Annotated in this window: 22 protein-coding genes and 1 pseudogene; 8 read left to right on the top strand and 15 right to left on the bottom strand. The window is 65.5% G+C overall.

The features are described 5' to 3' along the window. Positions 1–75: 75 nt before the first annotated feature. Entirely contained in the window at positions 76–813 is a 738-nt protein-coding gene (locus BN2476_RS18550; RefSeq protein WP_087735630.1) for a metallophosphoesterase, read from the top strand. Positions 814–846: 33 nt separating this feature from the next. Here the strand turns inward: BN2476_RS18550 and BN2476_RS18545 are convergent, their stop codons facing one another. Both BN2476_RS18545 and BN2476_RS18540 read right to left on the bottom strand, forming a co-directional pair. Next, positions 847–1,548 carry an RES family NAD+ phosphorylase gene (locus tag BN2476_RS18545; protein WP_087735629.1) on the bottom strand — a complete coding sequence of 234 codons (702 nt, stop codon included), beginning with the start codon at positions 1,546–1,548 and terminating at the stop codon, positions 847–849. After that, positions 1,545–1,916 (bottom strand): MbcA/ParS/Xre antitoxin family protein, encoded by a 372-nt coding sequence (locus BN2476_RS18540; RefSeq protein WP_438942887.1) that lies wholly within the window; start codon positions 1,914–1,916, stop codon positions 1,545–1,547. The genes BN2476_RS18545 and BN2476_RS18540 overlap by 4 nt, the downstream gene beginning before the upstream one ends. Before the next feature lie 169 nt (positions 1,917–2,085). Here BN2476_RS18540 and BN2476_RS18535 point away from each other — a divergent pair, with 169 nt between their 5' ends. Beyond that, complete coding sequence (locus tag BN2476_RS18535) at positions 2,086–2,532, top strand: hypothetical protein (RefSeq protein ID WP_143810988.1); 447 nt, start codon at positions 2,086–2,088, stop codon at positions 2,530–2,532. 3 nt (positions 2,533–2,535) lie between these two features. Here BN2476_RS18535 and BN2476_RS18530 read toward each other — a convergent pair whose 3' ends face one another. Then, positions 2,536–3,387 (bottom strand): LysR family transcriptional regulator, encoded by an 852-nt coding sequence (locus BN2476_RS18530; protein WP_087735626.1) that lies wholly within the window; start codon positions 3,385–3,387, stop codon positions 2,536–2,538. Between the two features lie 96 nt (positions 3,388–3,483). Here BN2476_RS18530 and BN2476_RS18525 point away from each other — a divergent pair, with 96 nt between their 5' ends. Next, positions 3,484–3,867, top strand: a complete 384-nt coding sequence (locus BN2476_RS18525; RefSeq protein ID WP_087735693.1) for a tautomerase family protein — start codon at positions 3,484–3,486, stop codon at positions 3,865–3,867. A 94-nt stretch (positions 3,868–3,961) separates the two neighbouring features. Next, on the top strand, positions 3,962–4,795 hold the full coding sequence (locus tag BN2476_RS18520) for a TOBE domain-containing protein (protein WP_087735625.1): 834 nt from the start codon (positions 3,962–3,964) through the stop codon (positions 4,793–4,795). Between the two features lie 57 nt (positions 4,796–4,852). Here the strand turns inward: BN2476_RS18520 and BN2476_RS18515 are convergent, their stop codons facing one another. From BN2476_RS18515 to BN2476_RS18500, 4 genes are all read right to left on the bottom strand, one after another. Continuing rightward, positions 4,853–5,554 (bottom strand): ATP-binding cassette domain-containing protein, encoded by a 702-nt coding sequence (locus BN2476_RS18515; protein WP_087735624.1) that lies wholly within the window; start codon positions 5,552–5,554, stop codon positions 4,853–4,855. 1 nt (position 5,555) lies between these two features. Continuing rightward, the gene (gene modB, locus BN2476_RS18510; RefSeq protein WP_087735623.1) at positions 5,556–6,230 is read right to left on the bottom strand and encodes a molybdate ABC transporter permease subunit; all 675 of its coding nucleotides are present in this window, start codon (positions 6,228–6,230) and stop codon (positions 5,556–5,558) included. 27 nt (positions 6,231–6,257) lie between these two features. Continuing rightward, positions 6,258–7,037, bottom strand: a complete 780-nt coding sequence (gene modA / locus BN2476_RS18505) for a molybdate ABC transporter substrate-binding protein (RefSeq protein ID WP_087735622.1) — start codon at positions 7,035–7,037, stop codon at positions 6,258–6,260. Between the two features lie 109 nt (positions 7,038–7,146). Continuing rightward, positions 7,147–7,857, bottom strand: a complete 711-nt coding sequence (locus tag BN2476_RS18500; RefSeq protein WP_087735621.1) for a phosphatase PAP2 family protein — start codon at positions 7,855–7,857, stop codon at positions 7,147–7,149. Between the two features lie 358 nt (positions 7,858–8,215). Here BN2476_RS18500 and BN2476_RS18495 point away from each other — a divergent pair, with 358 nt between their 5' ends. Both BN2476_RS18495 and BN2476_RS18490 read left to right on the top strand, forming a co-directional pair. Continuing rightward, positions 8,216–9,400 carry an extracellular catalytic domain type 1 short-chain-length polyhydroxyalkanoate depolymerase gene (locus BN2476_RS18495; protein ID WP_087735620.1) on the top strand — a complete coding sequence of 395 codons (1,185 nt, stop codon included), beginning with the start codon at positions 8,216–8,218 and terminating at the stop codon, positions 9,398–9,400. 105 nt (positions 9,401–9,505) lie between these two features. Further along, positions 9,506–9,682, top strand: coding sequence for a DUF3563 family protein (locus BN2476_RS18490; RefSeq protein WP_087735619.1), 177 nt, complete (start codon positions 9,506–9,508; stop codon positions 9,680–9,682). Here BN2476_RS18490 and BN2476_RS18485 read toward each other — a convergent pair. The 6 genes and pseudogenes from BN2476_RS18485 to BN2476_RS18460 all read right to left on the bottom strand — a co-directional run. Next, positions 9,679–10,034, bottom strand: a pseudogene (locus BN2476_RS18485) (FAD-binding domain-containing protein); the annotation flags it as partial. The gene BN2476_RS18490 and the pseudogene BN2476_RS18485 overlap by 4 nt on opposite strands. A 172-nt stretch (positions 10,035–10,206) precedes the next feature. Then, the gene (locus BN2476_RS18480; RefSeq protein ID WP_087735618.1) at positions 10,207–10,626 is read right to left on the bottom strand and encodes an organic hydroperoxide resistance protein; all 420 of its coding nucleotides are present in this window, start codon (positions 10,624–10,626) and stop codon (positions 10,207–10,209) included. 166 nt (positions 10,627–10,792) lie between these two features. Beyond that, the gene (locus BN2476_RS18475) at positions 10,793–11,248 is read right to left on the bottom strand and encodes a MarR family winged helix-turn-helix transcriptional regulator (RefSeq protein ID WP_087735617.1); all 456 of its coding nucleotides are present in this window, start codon (positions 11,246–11,248) and stop codon (positions 10,793–10,795) included. Between the two features lie 138 nt (positions 11,249–11,386). Then, positions 11,387–12,199: a BPSS1780 family membrane protein gene (locus tag BN2476_RS18470; RefSeq protein WP_087735616.1), complete on the bottom strand. Its 813-nt coding sequence runs from the start codon at positions 12,197–12,199 to the stop codon at positions 11,387–11,389. Next, entirely contained in the window at positions 12,190–13,185 is a 996-nt protein-coding gene (locus BN2476_RS18465; protein ID WP_087735615.1) for a homoserine kinase, read from the bottom strand. The genes BN2476_RS18470 and BN2476_RS18465 overlap by 10 nt, the downstream gene beginning before the upstream one ends. Positions 13,186–13,388: 203 nt before the next feature. Beyond that, positions 13,389–13,784 (bottom strand): hypothetical protein, encoded by a 396-nt coding sequence (locus tag BN2476_RS18460; RefSeq protein ID WP_087735614.1) that lies wholly within the window; start codon positions 13,782–13,784, stop codon positions 13,389–13,391. A gap of 244 nt (positions 13,785–14,028) precedes the next feature. Between BN2476_RS18460 and BN2476_RS18455 the strand changes: the two genes are divergently transcribed. Beyond that, positions 14,029–15,555: an AMP nucleosidase gene (locus BN2476_RS18455; protein ID WP_087735613.1), complete on the top strand. Its 1,527-nt coding sequence runs from the start codon at positions 14,029–14,031 to the stop codon at positions 15,553–15,555. Between the two features lie 28 nt (positions 15,556–15,583). Here the strand turns inward: BN2476_RS18455 and BN2476_RS18450 are convergent, their stop codons facing one another. Then, positions 15,584–16,120 (bottom strand): chromate transporter, encoded by a 537-nt coding sequence (locus BN2476_RS18450; protein WP_087735612.1) that lies wholly within the window; start codon positions 16,118–16,120, stop codon positions 15,584–15,586. After that, positions 16,117–16,737, bottom strand: coding sequence for a chromate transporter (locus tag BN2476_RS18445; RefSeq protein WP_087735611.1), 621 nt, complete (start codon positions 16,735–16,737; stop codon positions 16,117–16,119). Before BN2476_RS18445 ends, BN2476_RS18450 begins: the two co-directional genes overlap by 4 nt. Positions 16,738–16,835: 98 nt before the next feature. Here BN2476_RS18445 and BN2476_RS18440 point away from each other — a divergent pair, with 98 nt between their 5' ends. Beyond that, on the top strand, positions 16,836–17,798 hold the full coding sequence (locus BN2476_RS18440) for a transcriptional regulator GcvA (RefSeq protein ID WP_087735610.1): 963 nt from the start codon (positions 16,836–16,838) through the stop codon (positions 17,796–17,798). Positions 17,799–17,817 lie beyond the last annotated feature (19 nt).

Below are 17,817 nucleotides of genomic sequence, written 5' to 3'. Positions count from 1 at the left end.
ACGTTGCTGACGACAGGCGGACGAACGCGGGATGCCGCGCATACAGCGCTCGCATGCGCGCACTATTATTGCGTCATGGATTCCACACTTGTCACCGCCGTCCGGCATCACGACGTCAATCGCGACGGACGCGATTTCGTGGTCGGCGATCTGCATGGCTGCGTCGATGCGCTGCGCTTTTTGCTGCGCGAAATCGAATTCGATCCGTCGCGCGACCGACTGTTCTCCGTCGGCGATCTGGTCGATCGCGGCGCGCAGTCGGAAGAGGCGCTCACGCTGCTCGACAAGCCGTGGTTCCATGCTGTCCTCGGCAATCACGAGGACACGCTGTGCGCCGTTGCTGAAGGCAGGCTGGAGAAGCACTGGTGGTACGGCATCGGCGGCCTGTGGAGCGAGCGCGTGCCGATGGAGCGGTTGCGCGCGTATGCACAGCGGCTGCGCACGCTGCCGCTCGTGCGCGTGATCGGCGCAGGCAGCGACCGCTTCAACGTGCTACACGCGGAGTTTCTCGGCACCGACGCCGAACTCGACGCAAACCACTTCTCCGACGAGACTCGCCAGCAACTGCTGTGGGGCCGCGGCCTCGCGATGGGCACGTCCGATCCTGCGAACCAGCGCGGCCTGTCGCTGACGTTTTGCGGGCACACGCCCGTGCGCGAGGTGCAGCAGTTCGGCGCGCAGGTATTCATCGACACGGGCGCGTTCGGGCCGGGCGGCAAGCTGACGATCGTCGAAGCACGCACGACGGCGCGCTGGTCGGTGACGGTCGATCTGGCGCGCTCGGCCGGGGCTTCGGCGCTTGCGCTGCCGTAGAAGGCCGCATAGAGGGCCGTTTCGCCGGACGCGTCAGCCGACCCGGCTCAGCTCGAACACCATGTCGACGGTGCTGCCGTTCCAGTTGTATTCCAGATACGCCGCGTGATGACAGTCGCGCAGCAGCGTCGTCCTGAACGCGGCGAGACATTCGCCCTCCGCATCCCGCACCGAGGGATAGACGATGCCCGGCGCGCCCGCCTCGCGGATCGCGCGGCCGAGCGTCTGGCCGGGCGCATAGTCGTTCGGCGACAGCACCGAGGCTTCGGCTGAATCCATGTCCCGCAGATCGACGACATCGCCTTGCGCGATCACCGTGTAGAGCCGCATCTGCTGGCGCATCGGCGGCTCCTGGGTCGCGGCGAGAAAGAGCCCCGAGTGATAGCGCGTTTCGGCGATCGCCGTTTCGCGCGAGCGCGCGCAGTAGAACACGCCATACGTGCCGTCGGAAAAGCGGCTGCCCTGCGGATTCAGATGCGTGAGCGCGGCCATGATCGGCCCGAAGCCGGGGCCGAAGCGCCGCTCTTCGCGCGGCACGAGATCGAGATCGCCGACTTCCGTGCGCACGCGGTCGTTCGTCATCGCTTCGAGCGCGTAGAGCGCTTCGAAGTCTTCGGGCGATGCGACACGGTCGAACAGGTTGACGGCGGGAAAGCGAGTCGGAATCACGCGATACGCGGGCGCCCAGGCGAGCGATGCCGCGCGCCAGCGGTCTTGCCATTGTGCTTCCGTCACGCCCAGCCGCCTCGCATTGCGTCGAGATACTGGCGCACGGCGACGAGGTCGCTGATATTGCCGGCGAGCATGCGGTCGAGCGCTCGGCGGCCGCCAAACGGCGGCGCGCTGTTGGGGCGCTTGATCCACGCATCGGCGGCGGCAGGCTGCGGCAGCAGGATTTGCAGCGCCTTGTAGATGCCGAGCAGAAGCGACAGCCGCTCCAGCGTGTCGCGGCCGAGGCGCGCCGTTTGCGGCGAGTTTTTCCACTTGAAGAACGTTGAGCGGCCGGGCGAGCCGAGCAGGGTGATCTGCTCGTCGGCGCTCAATTCCCAGTCGCGTGCAATGTTGAAGAACGCGCGCAGACCGGCGGCGGACATGTCCGCCATCGAAGGTTCGGCGGGCGGTCGTCGCAGCGGTCGTTCGGCGCTCGAGATGTGGGCGGCGGAAGACATGATGGAGTCCTGAGTTGAACTTTTTCTACATGTTAGTCCATATATGGATTAATGCAAGTCCGCATGTATAATCCGCGCCACGAGTTTTTGCGCGGAGGCGGCGGTGTCGTTCGGATTCAGGGTGGGAGTGGCGGTCGGTTTGCTGTGCGCGTCGATGGCGGCGCGCGCGGAATACAAGGAAGTGTGGAATCCGCCCGAGGCCGCGCCGGGCGCCAGGCACGTCGCGCATTCGAAGCACCCAGCGCCCGTTGGTTCTGGCGCGGCGGCTGGTGCGCATCGACATGCGGCTGCGCCGCGCGCGAACGTCGCAGCGGCCAAGCCAGGCACGAAAGCGCACGCGAAAAAGGCCGCTAGCGTGGCTGCCGGCACTGCTGTGAAAACGGCGCACGTGAGCGGATCGCACGTACCGCCGCATCAAGCCCAGGCCGCGCACGCAAAACCTGCCGTCGCGGTGGTCACGCCGAAGTCCGCGCAAGCCGCCAACGTTCCGGCGCCCCAGGCCAGCGGCGGCGGTGCCATGCCGCGCGAGCTTCCGCCGATCCTCAAATAAGCGTCACTGGGCGCTCAGCCCGTTCGTCACGATCCGCAGCGTTTCGACCGAGCGCGCGTCGCGCACGCGCGAGTGCAGCGTCACGCGCGATTCCGGCAACGGCGGCAAGCCAAGCCGCGCGCCCGAATCGACGAGACCGCGCGGCGCGACGCGCCTCGCGAGCGGCGACACGGCGAGTCCCGCCGTCGCTGCCGCGCCCACGGCAGCCACCCCGCCGCCGACGAACGCTTCGCGCCACGCGATGCCCGCGCCGTCGAGCGTGCGCAGCGCAATCGAGCGCACGTTGCACGGCGCGGCAAGCAGCGCGAGCGGCAGCGGCTCCCCGGCGCGCGGCTGCCATTCGCGCGTCGCGAGCCAGGACAGCGGCTCCGTGAAGAGCAACTGGCCGTCCTCGCGCGGCATGTCGTCGGGCTCGGAGCGCACGATCACGGCGTCGAGCCGCCGCTCGTCGTACTGCTGAAGCAACGCCACCGACAATCCCATATGCAGTTCCAGCACGAGCCCCGGATCGTGCGCATTGACGCGCGCGAGCATCCCCGCGAGGTCGATGCTCGCGACATGCTCGCTCAACCCCAATACGAGACGCCGCCGGTCCACTGACAGCGAGTCGAGCGCCCGGTCGTGCGCCGTCAGCAGATCGCGCGCGCCCTCGACGAACGCCTCGCCATCGACCGATAGACGCACGACGCGCGGCGTGCGCTCCAGCAACTGCTTACCGACATGCGCTTCGAGCCGCTTCAGCTTGAGGCTGACGGCGGATTGCGTGGTGTCGAGCGCATCCGCGGCGCGCGTGAAGCTGCGCAAATCGGCGACGAGAACGAAGGCGCGCACGGCGTCGAGATCGAGGACTTTCATTTCAAATGTAAATGGATGAAATATCTATACATGTCTGTTAATTATGATAGGCGCGAACTAACCTGAATGCACCTTCTCTTCATTCAGGAGTTCGTCATGCCTCTCACCCGAATCGCACTGCGCGCCGGCAAGCCGGCTGACTACCGTCAAGCGCTCACGCAGGGCATCCAGCGCGCGCTGACCGACGTTTTCAACGTGCCCGAGGACGACATCTTCATGGTCATCACCGAGCACGACGCCAGCAACTTCGTCTATGGGCGCAACTATCTCGACATTGAGCGCAGCGACGATCTCGTGCTGATCCAGATCGCCGCGAACAACACGCGCACCGTCGACCAGAAGAAGGCGCTCTACAAACGCATCGCCGACAATCTGGCCGAAAGTCCGGGCGTGCGTCGCGAGGATGTGTTCGTGAATCTCGTCGAGGTGCTGAAGGAGAACTGGTCGTTCGGCAACGGGATCGCGCAGTACGCGATTTGAGCGCTTTCGCACGGCCGCTCGCGCGCGTTCGGCGAGAAGCGCGTCGCTATAATGGCTTGCACTCTTACCCGCCATTTGCCGACGCGCGCGAGCCATGACGACCGATCACAACGACGCTTCTCACGACCCTTTGCAATTCGGCGGCTCCGTCTGGTTCCGTTCCGGCGAGCAGACTCTCGGCGGCGCGCAACGCATCGCGCTGCTCGCGGCGATCGGCGACACGGGCTCGATCACGGGCGCGGCGAAAGCCATCGGCATGAGCTATAAGGCCGCGTGGGACGCCATCGACGCAATGAACAACCTCGCCGGCGAGACGCTCGTCATCCGCTCGACGGGCGGCAAGGGCGGCGGCGGCACGACGCTCACGCCGCGCGCGCGGACGCTGATCGACACGTTTCGCGCGGTCGAGCGCGAGCACCGGCTGTTTCTGGAGCGAGCCGGCGCCGCGATTGCCGGATTCAGCGACGACTGGCAGCTGATCGGTCGCATCGGCATGAAAACGAGCGCGCGCAACCAGCTGTACGGCAAGGTCAGCGCGATCCAGCGCGGCACTGTCAACGACGAAGTATCGCTTGCGCTGCCGGGCGGACAGGTCATCGTCGCGATCGTCACGCATGAAAGCACGGAGACGCTCGGGCTCGCGGTCGGCGGGGAAGCCGTGGCGCTCGTGAAGGCGTCGTCGGTGCTGCTGGCTGCCGACGACGGCACGGCGCAACGGCTGTCGACGCGCAACCGGCTGTGCGGCAAGGTGTCGGCGGTGCAACGCGGGGCCATCAACGCGGAGGTGTCGCTGACGCTCGAAGGCGGAGCCGTCGTGACGGCCGTCGTCACGAACGAGAGCGTCGACGAGCTGGGCATCGCGGAGGGCGAGGCGCTCGTAGCCGCGTTCAAGGCGTCGAGCGTGATTCTTGGCGTGACGACTGCTTAAAGGGGCGATGGGCCGATGGCGCCGCGTTTGCCCGGCGCTGTCCTGCGGTGCTCTCTCTCATGAAAGAGTGCGCACGTAGCCCTTGAACGACGCGTTCTCGCGCACGCTGCCGTCGTACACCTGCACGACCTGATCGCCGAACGCGGCGACATCGTCGGGATCGTGCGTGATCAACAGCATCGGAATGTCGAGCCGCGTTTGCAGATCGCACAGTTCGCGCCGCATGCGCTCGCGCAGCGCGTGATCGAGCGCGGAAAACGGCTCGTCGAGCAGCAGCAGCCGCGGTTGCGCGACGAGCGCCCGCGCCAGCGCCACGCGCTGCTTTTGCCCGCCGGAGAGCTGCGTCGGATGGTGCCCGGCGACGCCTTTCAGGTCCAGCGCGTCGAGCCAGTAATCGATCTGCGGATGCGAGAAACGCCGGCCCGGATTGAGCCAGCCCGTGTGCATGCCGAAGCCAATGTTCTGCCGCACGTTCAAATGCGGAAACAGCGCGTAGTCCTGGAACAGGTACGCGAGGCGGCGCGCCTGCGGCTTCTGGTCGATGCCGCGCGCGCTGTCGAAGAGGGTGTCGCCGTGCAGCGTGATCTTGCCTTCGTCGGGGCGCAGCAGACCCGCGATCGCCTGCAGCGTCAGGCTCTTGCCCGCGCCCGACGGCCCGAACAGCACGATGCGCTGCGCGCTCGCGGTGAACGACACGTCGAGCGTGAACTGGCGTTCGGCCGTGTGCAGGGATTTGCGGATGTCAACGGTGAGCGGCATGTCAGCGGGTAGTCATCAGCGAGTGTTGCGGCACGAGCCGGCCCGCGAGCAGCAGGATCGCGACGCAGGCGATCGACGTCACGAGCACGAGGAAATTGGCCGTGTTGTCGTCGCCGGCCTGCACGGCGGCGTAGACGGCCACCGACAGCGTCTGCGTGCGGCCCGGCAGGTTGCCGGCGATCATCAGCGTCGCGCCGAATTCGCCGAGCGCGCGTGCGAACGCGAGCAGCGCGCCCGCCAGAATGCCGCGCGACGCGAGCGGCAGCGACACGCGAAAGAAGATAGCCGCCTCGCTGACGCCGAGCGTGCGCGCCGCGCGTTCGAGCTGCGGATCGACGGATTCGAACGCCGCGCGCGCGGACTTCAGCACGAGCGGAAACGCCACGACCATCGACGCGATTACCGCGCCCTGCCACGTGAACACCAGCTGGATATCGAAGCGGTCGAGCCATACGCCGATCACGCCGCGTCGGCCGAGCAGCACCAGCAGGTAATAGCCGAGCACCGTCGGCGGCATGACGAGGGGCAGCGTCAGCAGCGAATCGATCACGTCGCGCGCGCCCGAGCGCCAGCGCGACAGGCCCAGGCCGAGCGCGACGCCGAACACGACGTTCAGCGCGGTCGCCCAGCCCGCGACCTTCAGCGACAGCAGTAGCGGAATCCAGGCCTGTTCCATCACGCGCGCCTTGCCTTTAATGACCGCTCAGTGCGCCGGCTTGAAGCCGTACTTCGCCAGCACGGTCTGGCCCGCCGGCGACAGCACGAACGCGATGAACGACCGCGCGTCGGTGGCATGCTTGCTGCCTTCGACCTGCGCGATCGGGTAGGTGATCGGCGTGCTCGTCGGGACAGTCAGCGCGACCTTGACCTTGTCGGGCATGACGGCGGCATCGGTGCCGAACACGAAGCCCGCGTCGACTTCGCCGCGCGACACGTAGTCGAGGCTCTGGCGCACGTTGGCCGCGAGCACGCCCTTCGCGCTGACGGCGCCCCACATGCCCGCCGCCTTCAACGCGCCTTCCGTATAGCGGCCCACGGGCACCGATGCCGGATCGCCGTACGCGACGCGCTTCACGCTTGCGGTCGTCAACTCGTTCAGCGTCGACGGCGCGCGCTTGCTGTCCGCCGGCACGATCAGCACGAGCGAATTCGCGGCGAAGTCCGTGCGCGTCGACTGCACGATTACTTTTTGCTCGACGGCCTTGTCCATTGCCTTCTGATCGGCGGAAGCGAATACATCGGCGGGCGCGCCCTTCGCGATCTGCTGCATCAGCACGTCCGATGCGCCGAAGTTGAAGAGCAGCTTCGTGCCGGGATGATGCTGCTCGTACGCATCGCCGACCGCCTTGAACGCGTTGGTCAGGCTGGCGGCAGCGGAGACGATGATCTCGTCGGCGCGAGTCTGCGCGCTGAAGGCAAAGGAGAGCGCGCTCGCGACGAGCACAGCGGGCTTCAGAAAGCGGTGGATCGACGTGACGGACATGGGTACGTGGCGCCGGACTGGCCGGAAACGAGTGGAATACGCCATCGTAATATATGTACGGTTACAGCGCTCGACATGTTGAGCATATCGGGGCCGCGATGGCGAATCTTTATGCGTCGGAATTCTGCAGCGGCACGGCGACGTTGCGCGTGTTCGGCAACGGAGAGAACGGCGTGTCGGGCGCGCTAGTATCGCGCAGCGGCCGCCAGCTGCCGCGGACGAACGGCCGGTCGTGGCCGGAGACCTTCAGCGCGAGATGCGTGACCCAGCGGTGCGTCGGCACGTGCACGTTATGCAGGCCGAGCGCGATGAACATCAGACTCAGCGCGACGGGGACGATGGACACGCGTCCCGGCGTCGCGTTCCACGCAATGCGGATGAAAACGAGCGCCGTCAACGCGCCGACGATACAGCCCGTGATCGCCTCAGAAGGCGAATGCGCCTCGATGACGACGCGCGAAAAGCTGACCAGCGCGCCGCCGAACAGCGCCAGCGCCACGCCGGCGACACGCATGGCGGGTGGCGCGGGCAGCAGCACGAGAAAGGCCGCGACGGGGTAGACGGCCGTGGCGAGCATCGCGTGTCCGCTCAGTCCGGTGAAGTCCCACACGCGCACGCCGACGCCCCAGCCGAGAAACGCCACCTTCGTCGCCGTGACCAGCGCGACGGCCACGCCGAGCAGAAAGAGCCAGCCGGCGGCGAGCTTCCACGAATAGCCGACGGCCAGCCACAGCGCGATGGCGAAGGCGAGCGGCAGCGTCAGTCCGGCGCCACCGAAGCTCGTGATCAGATACCAGAGGTGATATGGCAGATGAGGCATGGGCATTTTGTTCACGACATGGAATCGGGCGCAGCGTGTCGCAGGCCTGCGGCCGGAGGATTCGGGGCGCCGTGCGGCGGTGCGGGATCGGATAGCACATTTCCCAGAACACTTCCGCTCGGCGCGTATTCTATAAGTATAGAGGGAGGAGTTCGGCCGCAGTCGCAAACAGAAACGCGATAACTGACAGATGCTAGGACAATTCGGAAATCGTATGAGGAAAAGCGCGCAGCGACAGGCTTTTCGCTGAATCCACATCGGCCGACGTTCAGCATCGCACCAGGATTGGTGTTATTGTGCATTGCACAAGTCTGCTTTCGAGGCAGACAGCATTGATCCCTATTTGCGAGAAAATCCTATGCCGAAAAGCCTTACGAAAATCTGGCTAGGCGGCCTCAAACGCCTCTTTGCGATCCAGTCGGAGCACGCCCGCGCGACGTTGAAGCGCGCGTCCAAATCCAAGCGCCCCGTGACGCGGCCTGCGGCGCCCGTCGCCAAGCCTTCGGTGAAAGTGCGCAAGACCGTCACCCGCGACGTGCCGCGGCACGTGGCGCGCGAATCGCGCGTGCGGCCGCGCGCCGCCGCATGGGCGGGCGGCTCGTGGACGCGCTCCTTCCACTCGGCGCCTGCCGCGCCGGGCAGCCTCGTCAATCATCTGCAATACGGGCTGTATCTGCCCGCCGGCAAGCAGCTCAAGCACGTGCCGCTCATCGTGATGCTGCACGGCTGCAATCAGTCGATCGACGAATTCGCCGAAGGCACGCGCATGAATCTGCTCGCGGATCGCTACGGCTTCGCGGTCGTGTATCCGGAGCAGTCGAAGCACGCGCACGCGCATCGCTGCTGGCATTGGTACGACGATACGGACCGCGCCGGCCGGGCAGAGGCGCGCTCCGTCGTGTCGCTTGTCGATGCGCTCGTCGAGTCGTACGGTTTCGACCGCGAGCGGGTCTACGTGGCCGGGCTGTCGGCGGGCGCGGGGCTGGCGACGCTGCTGGCGCTGCATTTCCCGGACCGTTTCGCAGCCGTCGCGTTGCATTCGGGGCCGGCGTTCGGCGAGGCGCACTCCGGCATTGCCGCGATGGACGTCATGCGGCGCGGCACGCGTCAGGACCCCGTGACGCTCGTCGATGCCCTCGCGGACGTGACCGCGTATCCGGGCATGCCTGCCATCATCCTGCAGGGCGAGTCCGACCATGTCGTTGCGCCCGTCAACGCGGAGCAGCTGACCGAGCAGTTCCTCCGGCTGAACGGCATCGTCGATGCGCAGGGCGTGCGCAAGGTCGGCGACGTGAAGGAGGACCGCAAGGCGACCGTCATCACGCGCGACTACACGCGCGGCGGGCGGCGCGTGGTAAGGCTGTGCCGTGTTCAAGGGCTGGGCCACGCGTGGAGCGGCGGCGACGATGCGGTGCCCTTCCATTCGTCGAAAGGGCCGGATGCGAGCAGCCTGTTGTGGGATTTCTTCAGGCATCAGCGCCGCGCCGAGTCGACGCGCGTGGCCGCCCGCGCCACGGAAGGCGCCCGTACGCGCGCCAGTTGACAAATTGCCACACTTCGAATTGGGACTGGCGTATGCCTAGGGTTTTCCCTATAATACGGGTTATCCCTAGGTGTCAGTCACCTAACGCCACATTCGAGGTTCACCATGTATCTGATCAGCCGCTTTTTCCTGTTCCTGACGAAGTCCTACGACGAGCGCGTCAAAGAGCGCAACGACGCCTACCTGGCTGAAGCCACGGATCTGTACGACCTCGAGTTCCGCATGCGCAAGCTCGATCGCGATTCGCAAATGCGCGATCCGTCGTGGATGAGCCAGAGCTAAGCTGAATCGCGCTGACCGGCGTGTGAGCCGGCGAGAAGCGCGCGCTCAACGTGAGCGCAGCGCGCCAGCGTCGCCCGGCGCGCTTTTGCATGATCCACGACAGGCTGCGGATAGTCCTTTCCCCGCACCACGCCCCGGTTCTTCAGACCATCGGGGCCGCCTGCGAAGGCGCGTGAATCCACTACGCAGGCACCTTCTCCAGTTCCGGCAAGAAGCTTTTGATACAGCGCCCTTGCGAATCGAATTTCTCCGATTGCGTCACCGGGTTGAGTATCCGGAACCACGGCTGCGCATCGCAGCCCGTCGATGCCGACCACTGCCAGCCGCCGTTGTTCGCCGCAAGGTCGAAGTCGAGCGCGCAGCACAGTGTGGCGTTGTCGCCTGTGCGCAGATCGCGGCGAAACCAAGCGAGTCCACGACGAAAACGTGCGTCGAGTTCGCGAGCGCGGGCCAACTGCTGTCGAAGGCAACGCCCGCCCTTGGCGTGAAGGGGCGGGCGCCTCAGTCTAGATGAGCCGCCGGGCTCAAACCACCTTCACACGCACATCGACATTGCCGCGCGTCGCGTTCGAGTACGGACACACCTGATGCGCCGCGTTCACCAGATCCTGCGCCGCCGCCGCGTCGAGACCCGGCAGCGACACGCGCAATTCGATATCTAGCGCGAAGCCGCCTTTGTCGTTCGGGCCGACGCCGACATCGGCCGTCACCGTCGTGTCAGCGGGCACAGCCTGCTTGCGCTGGCCAGCGACGAACTTCATCGCGCTCAGGAAACACGCAGAGTAGCCGGCCGCGAACAGTTGTTCCGGGTTCGTGCCCTGCGCGCCGTTGCCGCCGAGTTCACGCGGTGCGGCCAGCTTCACGTCGAGCACGTTGTCCGATGAGATCGCGCGACCGTCGCGACCGCCGTTGCTCGTTGCCGTTGCCTTGTACAGTACGTTCATTTTGCCGCTCCTTGATCGGTTTCAGTGATTTGGTCAATGCTTGCCAGTCTTTCGCGTGCATCGCTGTCGGACTGGCATGCGACAAAGATAGCGTACAAATCATTTGTGTACAAACTATATTCCCTATCGATCCGATAGCCGCCGGCAGCCACGGCGGGTTCGCGGTTCAGTCGTGGTCGAGAGAGTCGTTCAGGGTGCCGCGCAATTTCGTCAGATCGTCACGCAGCCGCGTGAGGAACTCGGGCGTCTGCTGGGTTGCGCAGAAAATTTCGCCCGGCACGTCGCGTGCTGTGCGTTTGAGGGCGACGCCCGATTTCGTCAGCCGGATAAAGACGAGCCGTTCGTCCTCGGTGCCGCGCAAGCGCTCGATATAGCCTTGCGCTTCGAGCCGTTTGAGCAGCGGCGTGACCGTCGCCGAATCCAGATTCAGGCGCGCGGCGATGTCCTTCACGGTGACGTCGTCGCTTTCCCACAGGATCAGCATCGTCAGATATTGCGGGTAAGTGAGTCCGAGACGGTCGAGAATCGGTTTGTACGCTTTGGTCATCGCAAGGGACGTCGAATAGAGCGCGAAGCAGAGCTGCTCGTCGAGCGTGACGGGAAAAGCGGTGCGCTGGGTCATGTGCGTCCCCTTGAAGCGAAGCGTGCGAATGGATTGCGTGCAAACTATTGTGCCGCAAAAAACGGCACGACGGATCGATTCAACGGACGGGAAACCCACACCGCATAGCAGCGGCGCAGGTCCGAAGAAAGCCGGCTCTTACGAAGACGGCGAAGAAGGCGCGGGCGGCAGCGGCTGTCCGGGCGATTGAACGCCGAAGCAGCCGCGATATGTCGCATAGAACGAGCAGTAGAGCATCGTGGTGACGATGATCGACGCGGGCATCAGGATCACGAGCGCGAGATCGCCGGCGCCGATCGCCTGCAGCAGCGCGGACAGTCCGATCGACACCGTCGTGGCGACGGCGAACCACAGCGCGCCGTACACGACGAACGCGCCGCGATTTCGCCAGCAACTGACGATGCTGAAGAACATCGCCTTGATGGTCGGCACGTCGTGCCATGCGGTGAGGACCGGCGCGAACCAGAACAGCATCGCGACGGGCACATAGAATGCGAGCGCCGTCAGCACGGCCAGCGGAATATCGCTGTTCGCGATCGCTTCCGGCTGCATCGATTCGCCGCTGACCATCAGGTGCAGCAGCACGCCGCCGTCCGCGAGCGCGGAGCCGAGCAGCACGATGGCCATCGCGATGATGTAGAGCACGCCGAGCAGCAGCAGTCGCTTCGCAACCTGGCTGCCGTATGAGCGGAAGCCGTCGACGAGTATGGTCGGCAGCACTGGCTTGCCCGCAATCGTGTCGCGGCACGCCGCCATGAAGCCGACCGCGACGCCCGGAATGAGCATCAGCGGCAGCACGCCGCCGATGATGGGAATCAGCGAAATGGCCGTCATCGCGAGCAGATACGCGAAAAACAGCGTGAGAAACGCAAGCGGGTTCTTGCGAAAGAGCCAGATTCCTTGCCGGAACCAGACGTAGCCGGTTTTCGCCGGGACTTCGATCAGTTGCATGAGGTATGAATGCCAGGGAGTGCGACGCCAGCGAGGCGCTCGCGAAGAATGCGCTCGAAATGACCCGGGTCGTGCGGCTTGAGCAGTTCGGCGGCGCGCGGCATATGGAAATCATACAGGCGAGACACCCAGAAGCGGTACGCTCCCGCGCGCAACATGTCGCCCCAGTGCCGGTTTTCGGCGGGAGTGAACGGGCGCACCGTCTGATAGGCACGCAGCAACGCTTCGACGCGCGCTTCGTCGAGCTTGCCCGTGGCGAGATCGACGCACCAGTCATTGACCGTCACGGCGACGTCGAAGAGCCACTTGTCGCAGCCCGCGAAATAAAAATCGAAGAAGCCGCCGAGCGCGACTTCATGATGCGTATCGGGCGCCGCGTGCGCGAACAGCACGTTGTCGCGGAACAGATCGCAATGGCACGGACCCTCCGGCAGCGACGCATAATCCGCCGACGCAAAGAACGCCTGCTGATGCGCGAGTTCTTCCGTGAGCAGCGTGCGTTGCGCATCGGTGACGAACGGCACGATGCTCGGCACCGTTTCCCGCCACCACGGCAGGCTGCGCAGATTCGGCTGATGATGCGGGAAATCGCGGCCCGCCAGATGCAGCCGCGCGAGCATCTGGCCTACTTCGACGCAATGCGCGACGCCGGGCGCGAGTTCCGGCGCGCCATCGAGCTTCGTGACAATCGTCGCGGGCTTGCCGTCGAGCATACCGAACAGCGCACCGTCGTCGCGCGGCATCGGGTCCGGCACGGGCACGCGATGCGACGCCAGATGGCGCATCAGGTCGAGATAGAACGGCAGTTGCCCGGCCGTCAGCTTCTCGAAAATGGTGAGGACGTACTCGCCGCGCGTGGTCGTCAGAAAGAAATTGCTGTTCTCGATACCGGATGTGATGCCGCGCAAGTCGACGACTTCGCCGAGATCGTAGCGGCGCATCCAGTCTGCGAGCTGGGCTTCGGTGACAGCGGTGAAAACGGCCATGCGTGGGGCGTGGAATCAGGTTGTTCGGCTGGCGCGATGCCAGTGTGAGCCGGGGCAAGCGGGTTGAAAGCGTCGTTGCGTTCGTTGTACGGCGTTGTGCGTCGATGTGATGGGCGCCGGATGCAAGGTTCGCCAGCGCCTATCTGCTTGAAGCAGGCCGGCGCGCATCGCCACGAGTGGGCGCACGCGTCGGCTCGCGTCGATCAGTAATGCAGGTTCACGGACGGCAGGCGCGCGGGCGGCTTGCCGGATTCGTACACTTTCGGCGACGTGTCGGTGGGCGCGCTCATCTGGTAGCGCGTGCCGAAGTTCGAGCGCACGTCGATCTCGACGGGCTTGCCCTTGTCGCGGTATTCGGTGATTTCGGTGCCGTTGCCGCTGCGCTCGTAGAAGCTTGGCGTACGCGGCTTGTTGATCTCGACCTTCGAGCTGACCTCGGCCGCGGGACGGTTGATCGCTCTCAGATCCGGCAGGCCCGCGCGTTCGTTGGCTTCGGCTTGTGCGTCCGCGTCTTTCGCGGACTGGGCAGGCTGGGCAGCCATCGCCGCGCCGCTGACGGCGAGCGCCAGCGCAACTGCGGCGGGGAAGAGCGGCTTCATGATGTTTCTCCGATAAGGTGGCCCGATTCTAGCAAATCCAGTGCTGCTCACGGGCATGAGCAGCGGTCGATAGCCTTATTTTGCGCGCTTCTCGCGCGGCATGCGCGGCACGTGTGCAAGGCGTCGCACGGTCCGCGCGATCATGCGCGCGCGTGATCGCGCAGGCGTCCGATGAGCAGGCGCGCGGACATCAGAAAGCGCGGGTTCCGTGGTAATGTCGTTGCATCAATCGAGGCGAACGAAGATGAACTACGATACCAATCAACGCGCGGTGCACATGCCCGCTAACGCGTTCCCGACCGAGGCCTTCGACGACGCCGCCGATGCCGTCACGCGCCTGTCCGCCATCTATGAAGCGAACACATCGTTCCTGCGCGATGCGTTTGCGCGTTTCCGGCGCAACGAGCCGTTCGACCGGCGCGTGCGTGCGTGCTATCCGTTTGTGCGCGTGCGCACGGAAATGAACACCCATGTCGATTCGCGCCGCTCGTATGGGTTCGTTGCCGGTCCGGGCGTGTTCGAGACCACGGTGACGCGGCCCGATCTGTTCGGCAATTACTATCGCGAGCAACTGCGCCTGCTGGTAAAGAACCATCACGTGGCCGTCGAAGTGGGTGTGTCGGATCAGCCGATTCCCATTCACTTCGCGTTCGCCGAGGGCATCCACCTTGAAGGCGATCTGGACCGCGAGCGCCTGCTCTCGATGCGCGACGTATTCGACCCGCCCGATCTCGCATTGCTCGACGACCGCATCGTCAACGGCACCTACGAGCCGATGCCCGGCGGGCCGCATCCGCTCGCGCTCTTCACGGCGGCGCGCGTCGACTTTTCGCTGCATCGGCTCAAGCACTACACGGCGACTTCGCCCACGCATTGCCAGAACTACGTGCTGTATACGAACTATCAGTTCTACATCGACGAGTTCGTGAAGCTCGGCCGCACGATGATGGCGAAGACCGACGACGCCGATCTGCGCGCATATCGCAGCGAGTACACGTCGTTCGTCGAGCCGGGCGACGTGATCACGTACAACGCGAATATCGGCGAGCAGGAAGACGAAGGCACGGCGCCGCCGCGCCTGCCGCAGATGCCGGCGTATCACCTCAAGCGCGCGGACGGCAGCGGCATCACGATGATCAACATCGGTGTCGGCCCGTCGAACGCGAAGACCATTACCGATCACATCGCGGTGCTGCGCCCGCACGCATGGATCATGCTCGGCCACTGCGCGGGTCTGCGCAACACGCAGCGTCTCGGCGACTATGTGCTGGCGCACGGCTATGTGCGCGAGGATCACGTGCTCGACGACGATCTGCCGCTGTGGGTGCCGATTCCTGCGCTCGCCGAAGTGCAGGTCGCGCTGGAGCGCGCCGTCGCTCAGGTCACGCAGCTCGACGGCGCCGAACTGAAGCGCGTGATGCGCACGGGCACGGTCGCGAGCGTCGATAACCGCAACTGGGAGTTGCGCGATCATCGCGAGCCTGTGCAGCGTCTTTCGCAGAGCCGTGCGATCGCGCTCGACATGGAAAGCGCGACGATCGCCGCGAACGGCTTCCGTTTCCGCGTGCCGTACGGGACGCTGCTGTGCGTGTCCGACAAGCCGCTGCACGGCGAACTGAAGCTGCCCGGCATGGCCGACCAGTTCTATCGCGCGCAGGTCGACCAGCATTTGCAGATCGGCGTGAAGGCGATGGAGATCCTACGCACCAACGGCCTGCACAAGCTGCATAGCCGCAAGCTGCGCAGCTTCGCCGAAGTGGCGTTTCAGTAATGGTGTTGCGGTAAGCGCGCGTGCGCGCTTACCAGCCGACGAAGGAGAGTCCGGCGAGCCCCGCAAGCGCGCCGGCTCCGAGCAGCCACAAAGGATGAATGCGCGTCCTGAACGCGAGCACCGCGCATGTGCCCGTGATGACCCAAGCGAGCCACGACGTGTCCGACGCCTGCGCGATCAGAACTGCGCTCGCCGCGACCAGGCCCGCCGTCACGGGCACGAGCCCCTTCTGCGCGATGCGCCGCCACGGGCGGTCCTTGAAGCGGTTCCACGCATGCATCGCGAGCAGCGTGACGACGGACGACGGTCCGAACTTCGCGAGCGACGTCACGAGCATCCCCGCCCAGCCCGCCACATGCCAGCCGACGAGCGTCACGACCATCATGTTCGGCCCCGGCGCGGCCTGCGCGAGCGCGAAGAGCGCGCTGAATTCGCTCGCGGGCATCCAGTGATGCACCTCGACGACCTGCCGCTGCATCTCCGGCAAGATGGTGTTGCCGCCACCGAACGCGAGCAGCGATAGCTGGCTGAAGATGACGGCGAGCGCGATCAACGTATCGGTCATTTCGACACCTCGTTCTGGCGACGTGGCGTTTGCGTCCGCGCCGCGGCTGCATCGGCTTTCGCCACGCGCGACGCCATGTAGATGCTGAGCGGCGTCAGCACGAGCATCGTCGGCAGCAGCGGGAAGCGCAGCAATGCGATCGCGACGAAGCCCAGCGCGGCGATCGTCGCGGCCCTCGGGTCGTGGCGCAGCGGCAGCAGAATCTTGACGGCCATCGCGATCAGCAGGCCGGCTGCCGCTGCCGCGAGTCCGGCGAACAGATGCCTGATGTGCGGATCGTTCTGCGTGCGCTCGTAGATCACGCCCAGTGCGATCACGACGAGCGACGGCCCGGCGATCAGTCCGAGAATGCCCGCCAGCGCGCCGCGCAGGCCGCGAAAGCGCATGCCCAGAGCCACCGAAAGATTGATCACGTTGCCGCCCGGCAGGAACTGGCACAGGCCGAGCAGATCGGTGAATTCGGCGGCCGTCAGCCAACGGCGCTGTTCGACGATGGTCCGCCGTGCGAGCGGCAGTGCGCCGCCGAACGAAGTCAGGCCGAGGCCCAGAAAGCCCATGAAGATTTCGCGCGTGGTCGGAGGGGGCGCATGCTCCGGCGCGTCGGGGTGCTGATCCATCGCGTTCACTATTCAGTACAAGGCGTGAAGATTAGCGCCGATTCCAGGCGGCGCAAAACGATTTCTCGGGCACATCCTTGTGATCTAGAATCACAAGGATGAATGCAAGGACGAACCGCAAGCTTCCCCCTTTCCCGGCGCTGCGCGCCTTCGAGGCCGCGGCGCGGCACGACAGCTTCACGTCCGCCGCGGACGAGCTTCATGTGACGCACGGTGCAATCAGCCGTCAGGTTGCCGCGTTCGAGGCATGGGTCGGCGTGCAGGTGTTTCATCGTATCGGCAAGCGGGTGCGGCTGACGGAAGACGGCCGCCGCTATCTGTCGACGGTGCAGGCCGCGTTCGACAGCATCGCCGCCGCGACCGATCAATTACGCGACACGGGCGTCGTGCACGTGTTGCGCGTGAACGCGCTGCCGACGTTCGCGATGAAGTGGCTGCTGCCGCGGCTTTCGCAGTTTCAGCGGATGGCGCCGAATGTCGAGCTTCGGCTATCGACGTCGAATGCGCCCGTCGAAACGCTCGACAGCTTCGACGTCGCCGTGCGGCGCGGGCCCGCGCACTGGTCCAATTGCGCAAGCGGACAGTTTCTCGAAGAAAGCGAACTTCCCGTGTGCAGTCCCGCGCTGTTGCAGCGCTCGCCGATTCACACGGCCGACGATCTCGCGCGTCATGTGCTGCTGCATTCGGATACGCGGCCGGACGCATGGCAGCACTGGCTGCACGCGGCGGGCGTCACCGCGAAGTGCCGCAAGAAGCAGTCATTCGATCACTTCTATCTGGCGTTGCAGGCGGCCGTGGATGGCCTGGGCGTCGCGCTCGGACCGATGCCGCTGCTCGACGACGAACTGGCGTCGGGGCGGCTGGTGATGCCGCTAAAAGGACCGCGCATCGGCGCGCGCGGCTACTGGTGGGTTGCGCGGCGCGAAGTGGCGAATGCGCCGCTAGTCGGGCAGTTTTGCCGCTGGCTCGAAGCACAGGCGGCGCAGACGAAAGCGGAAACAGGAGCGGAAGTTAATACGCCGGCAACGACACACGGCAAGACGCATGTCGCGTCGCGATAGCGGTGATGGCGGACAACGC

Source organism: Paraburkholderia piptadeniae, assembly GCF_900007165.1.
GTDB classification, from domain to species: domain Bacteria; phylum Pseudomonadota; class Gammaproteobacteria; order Burkholderiales; family Burkholderiaceae; genus Paraburkholderia; species Paraburkholderia piptadeniae.
Note: the sequence above shows the minus strand (reverse complement) of the source record. Positions and strands in the feature narration are given on the sequence as shown.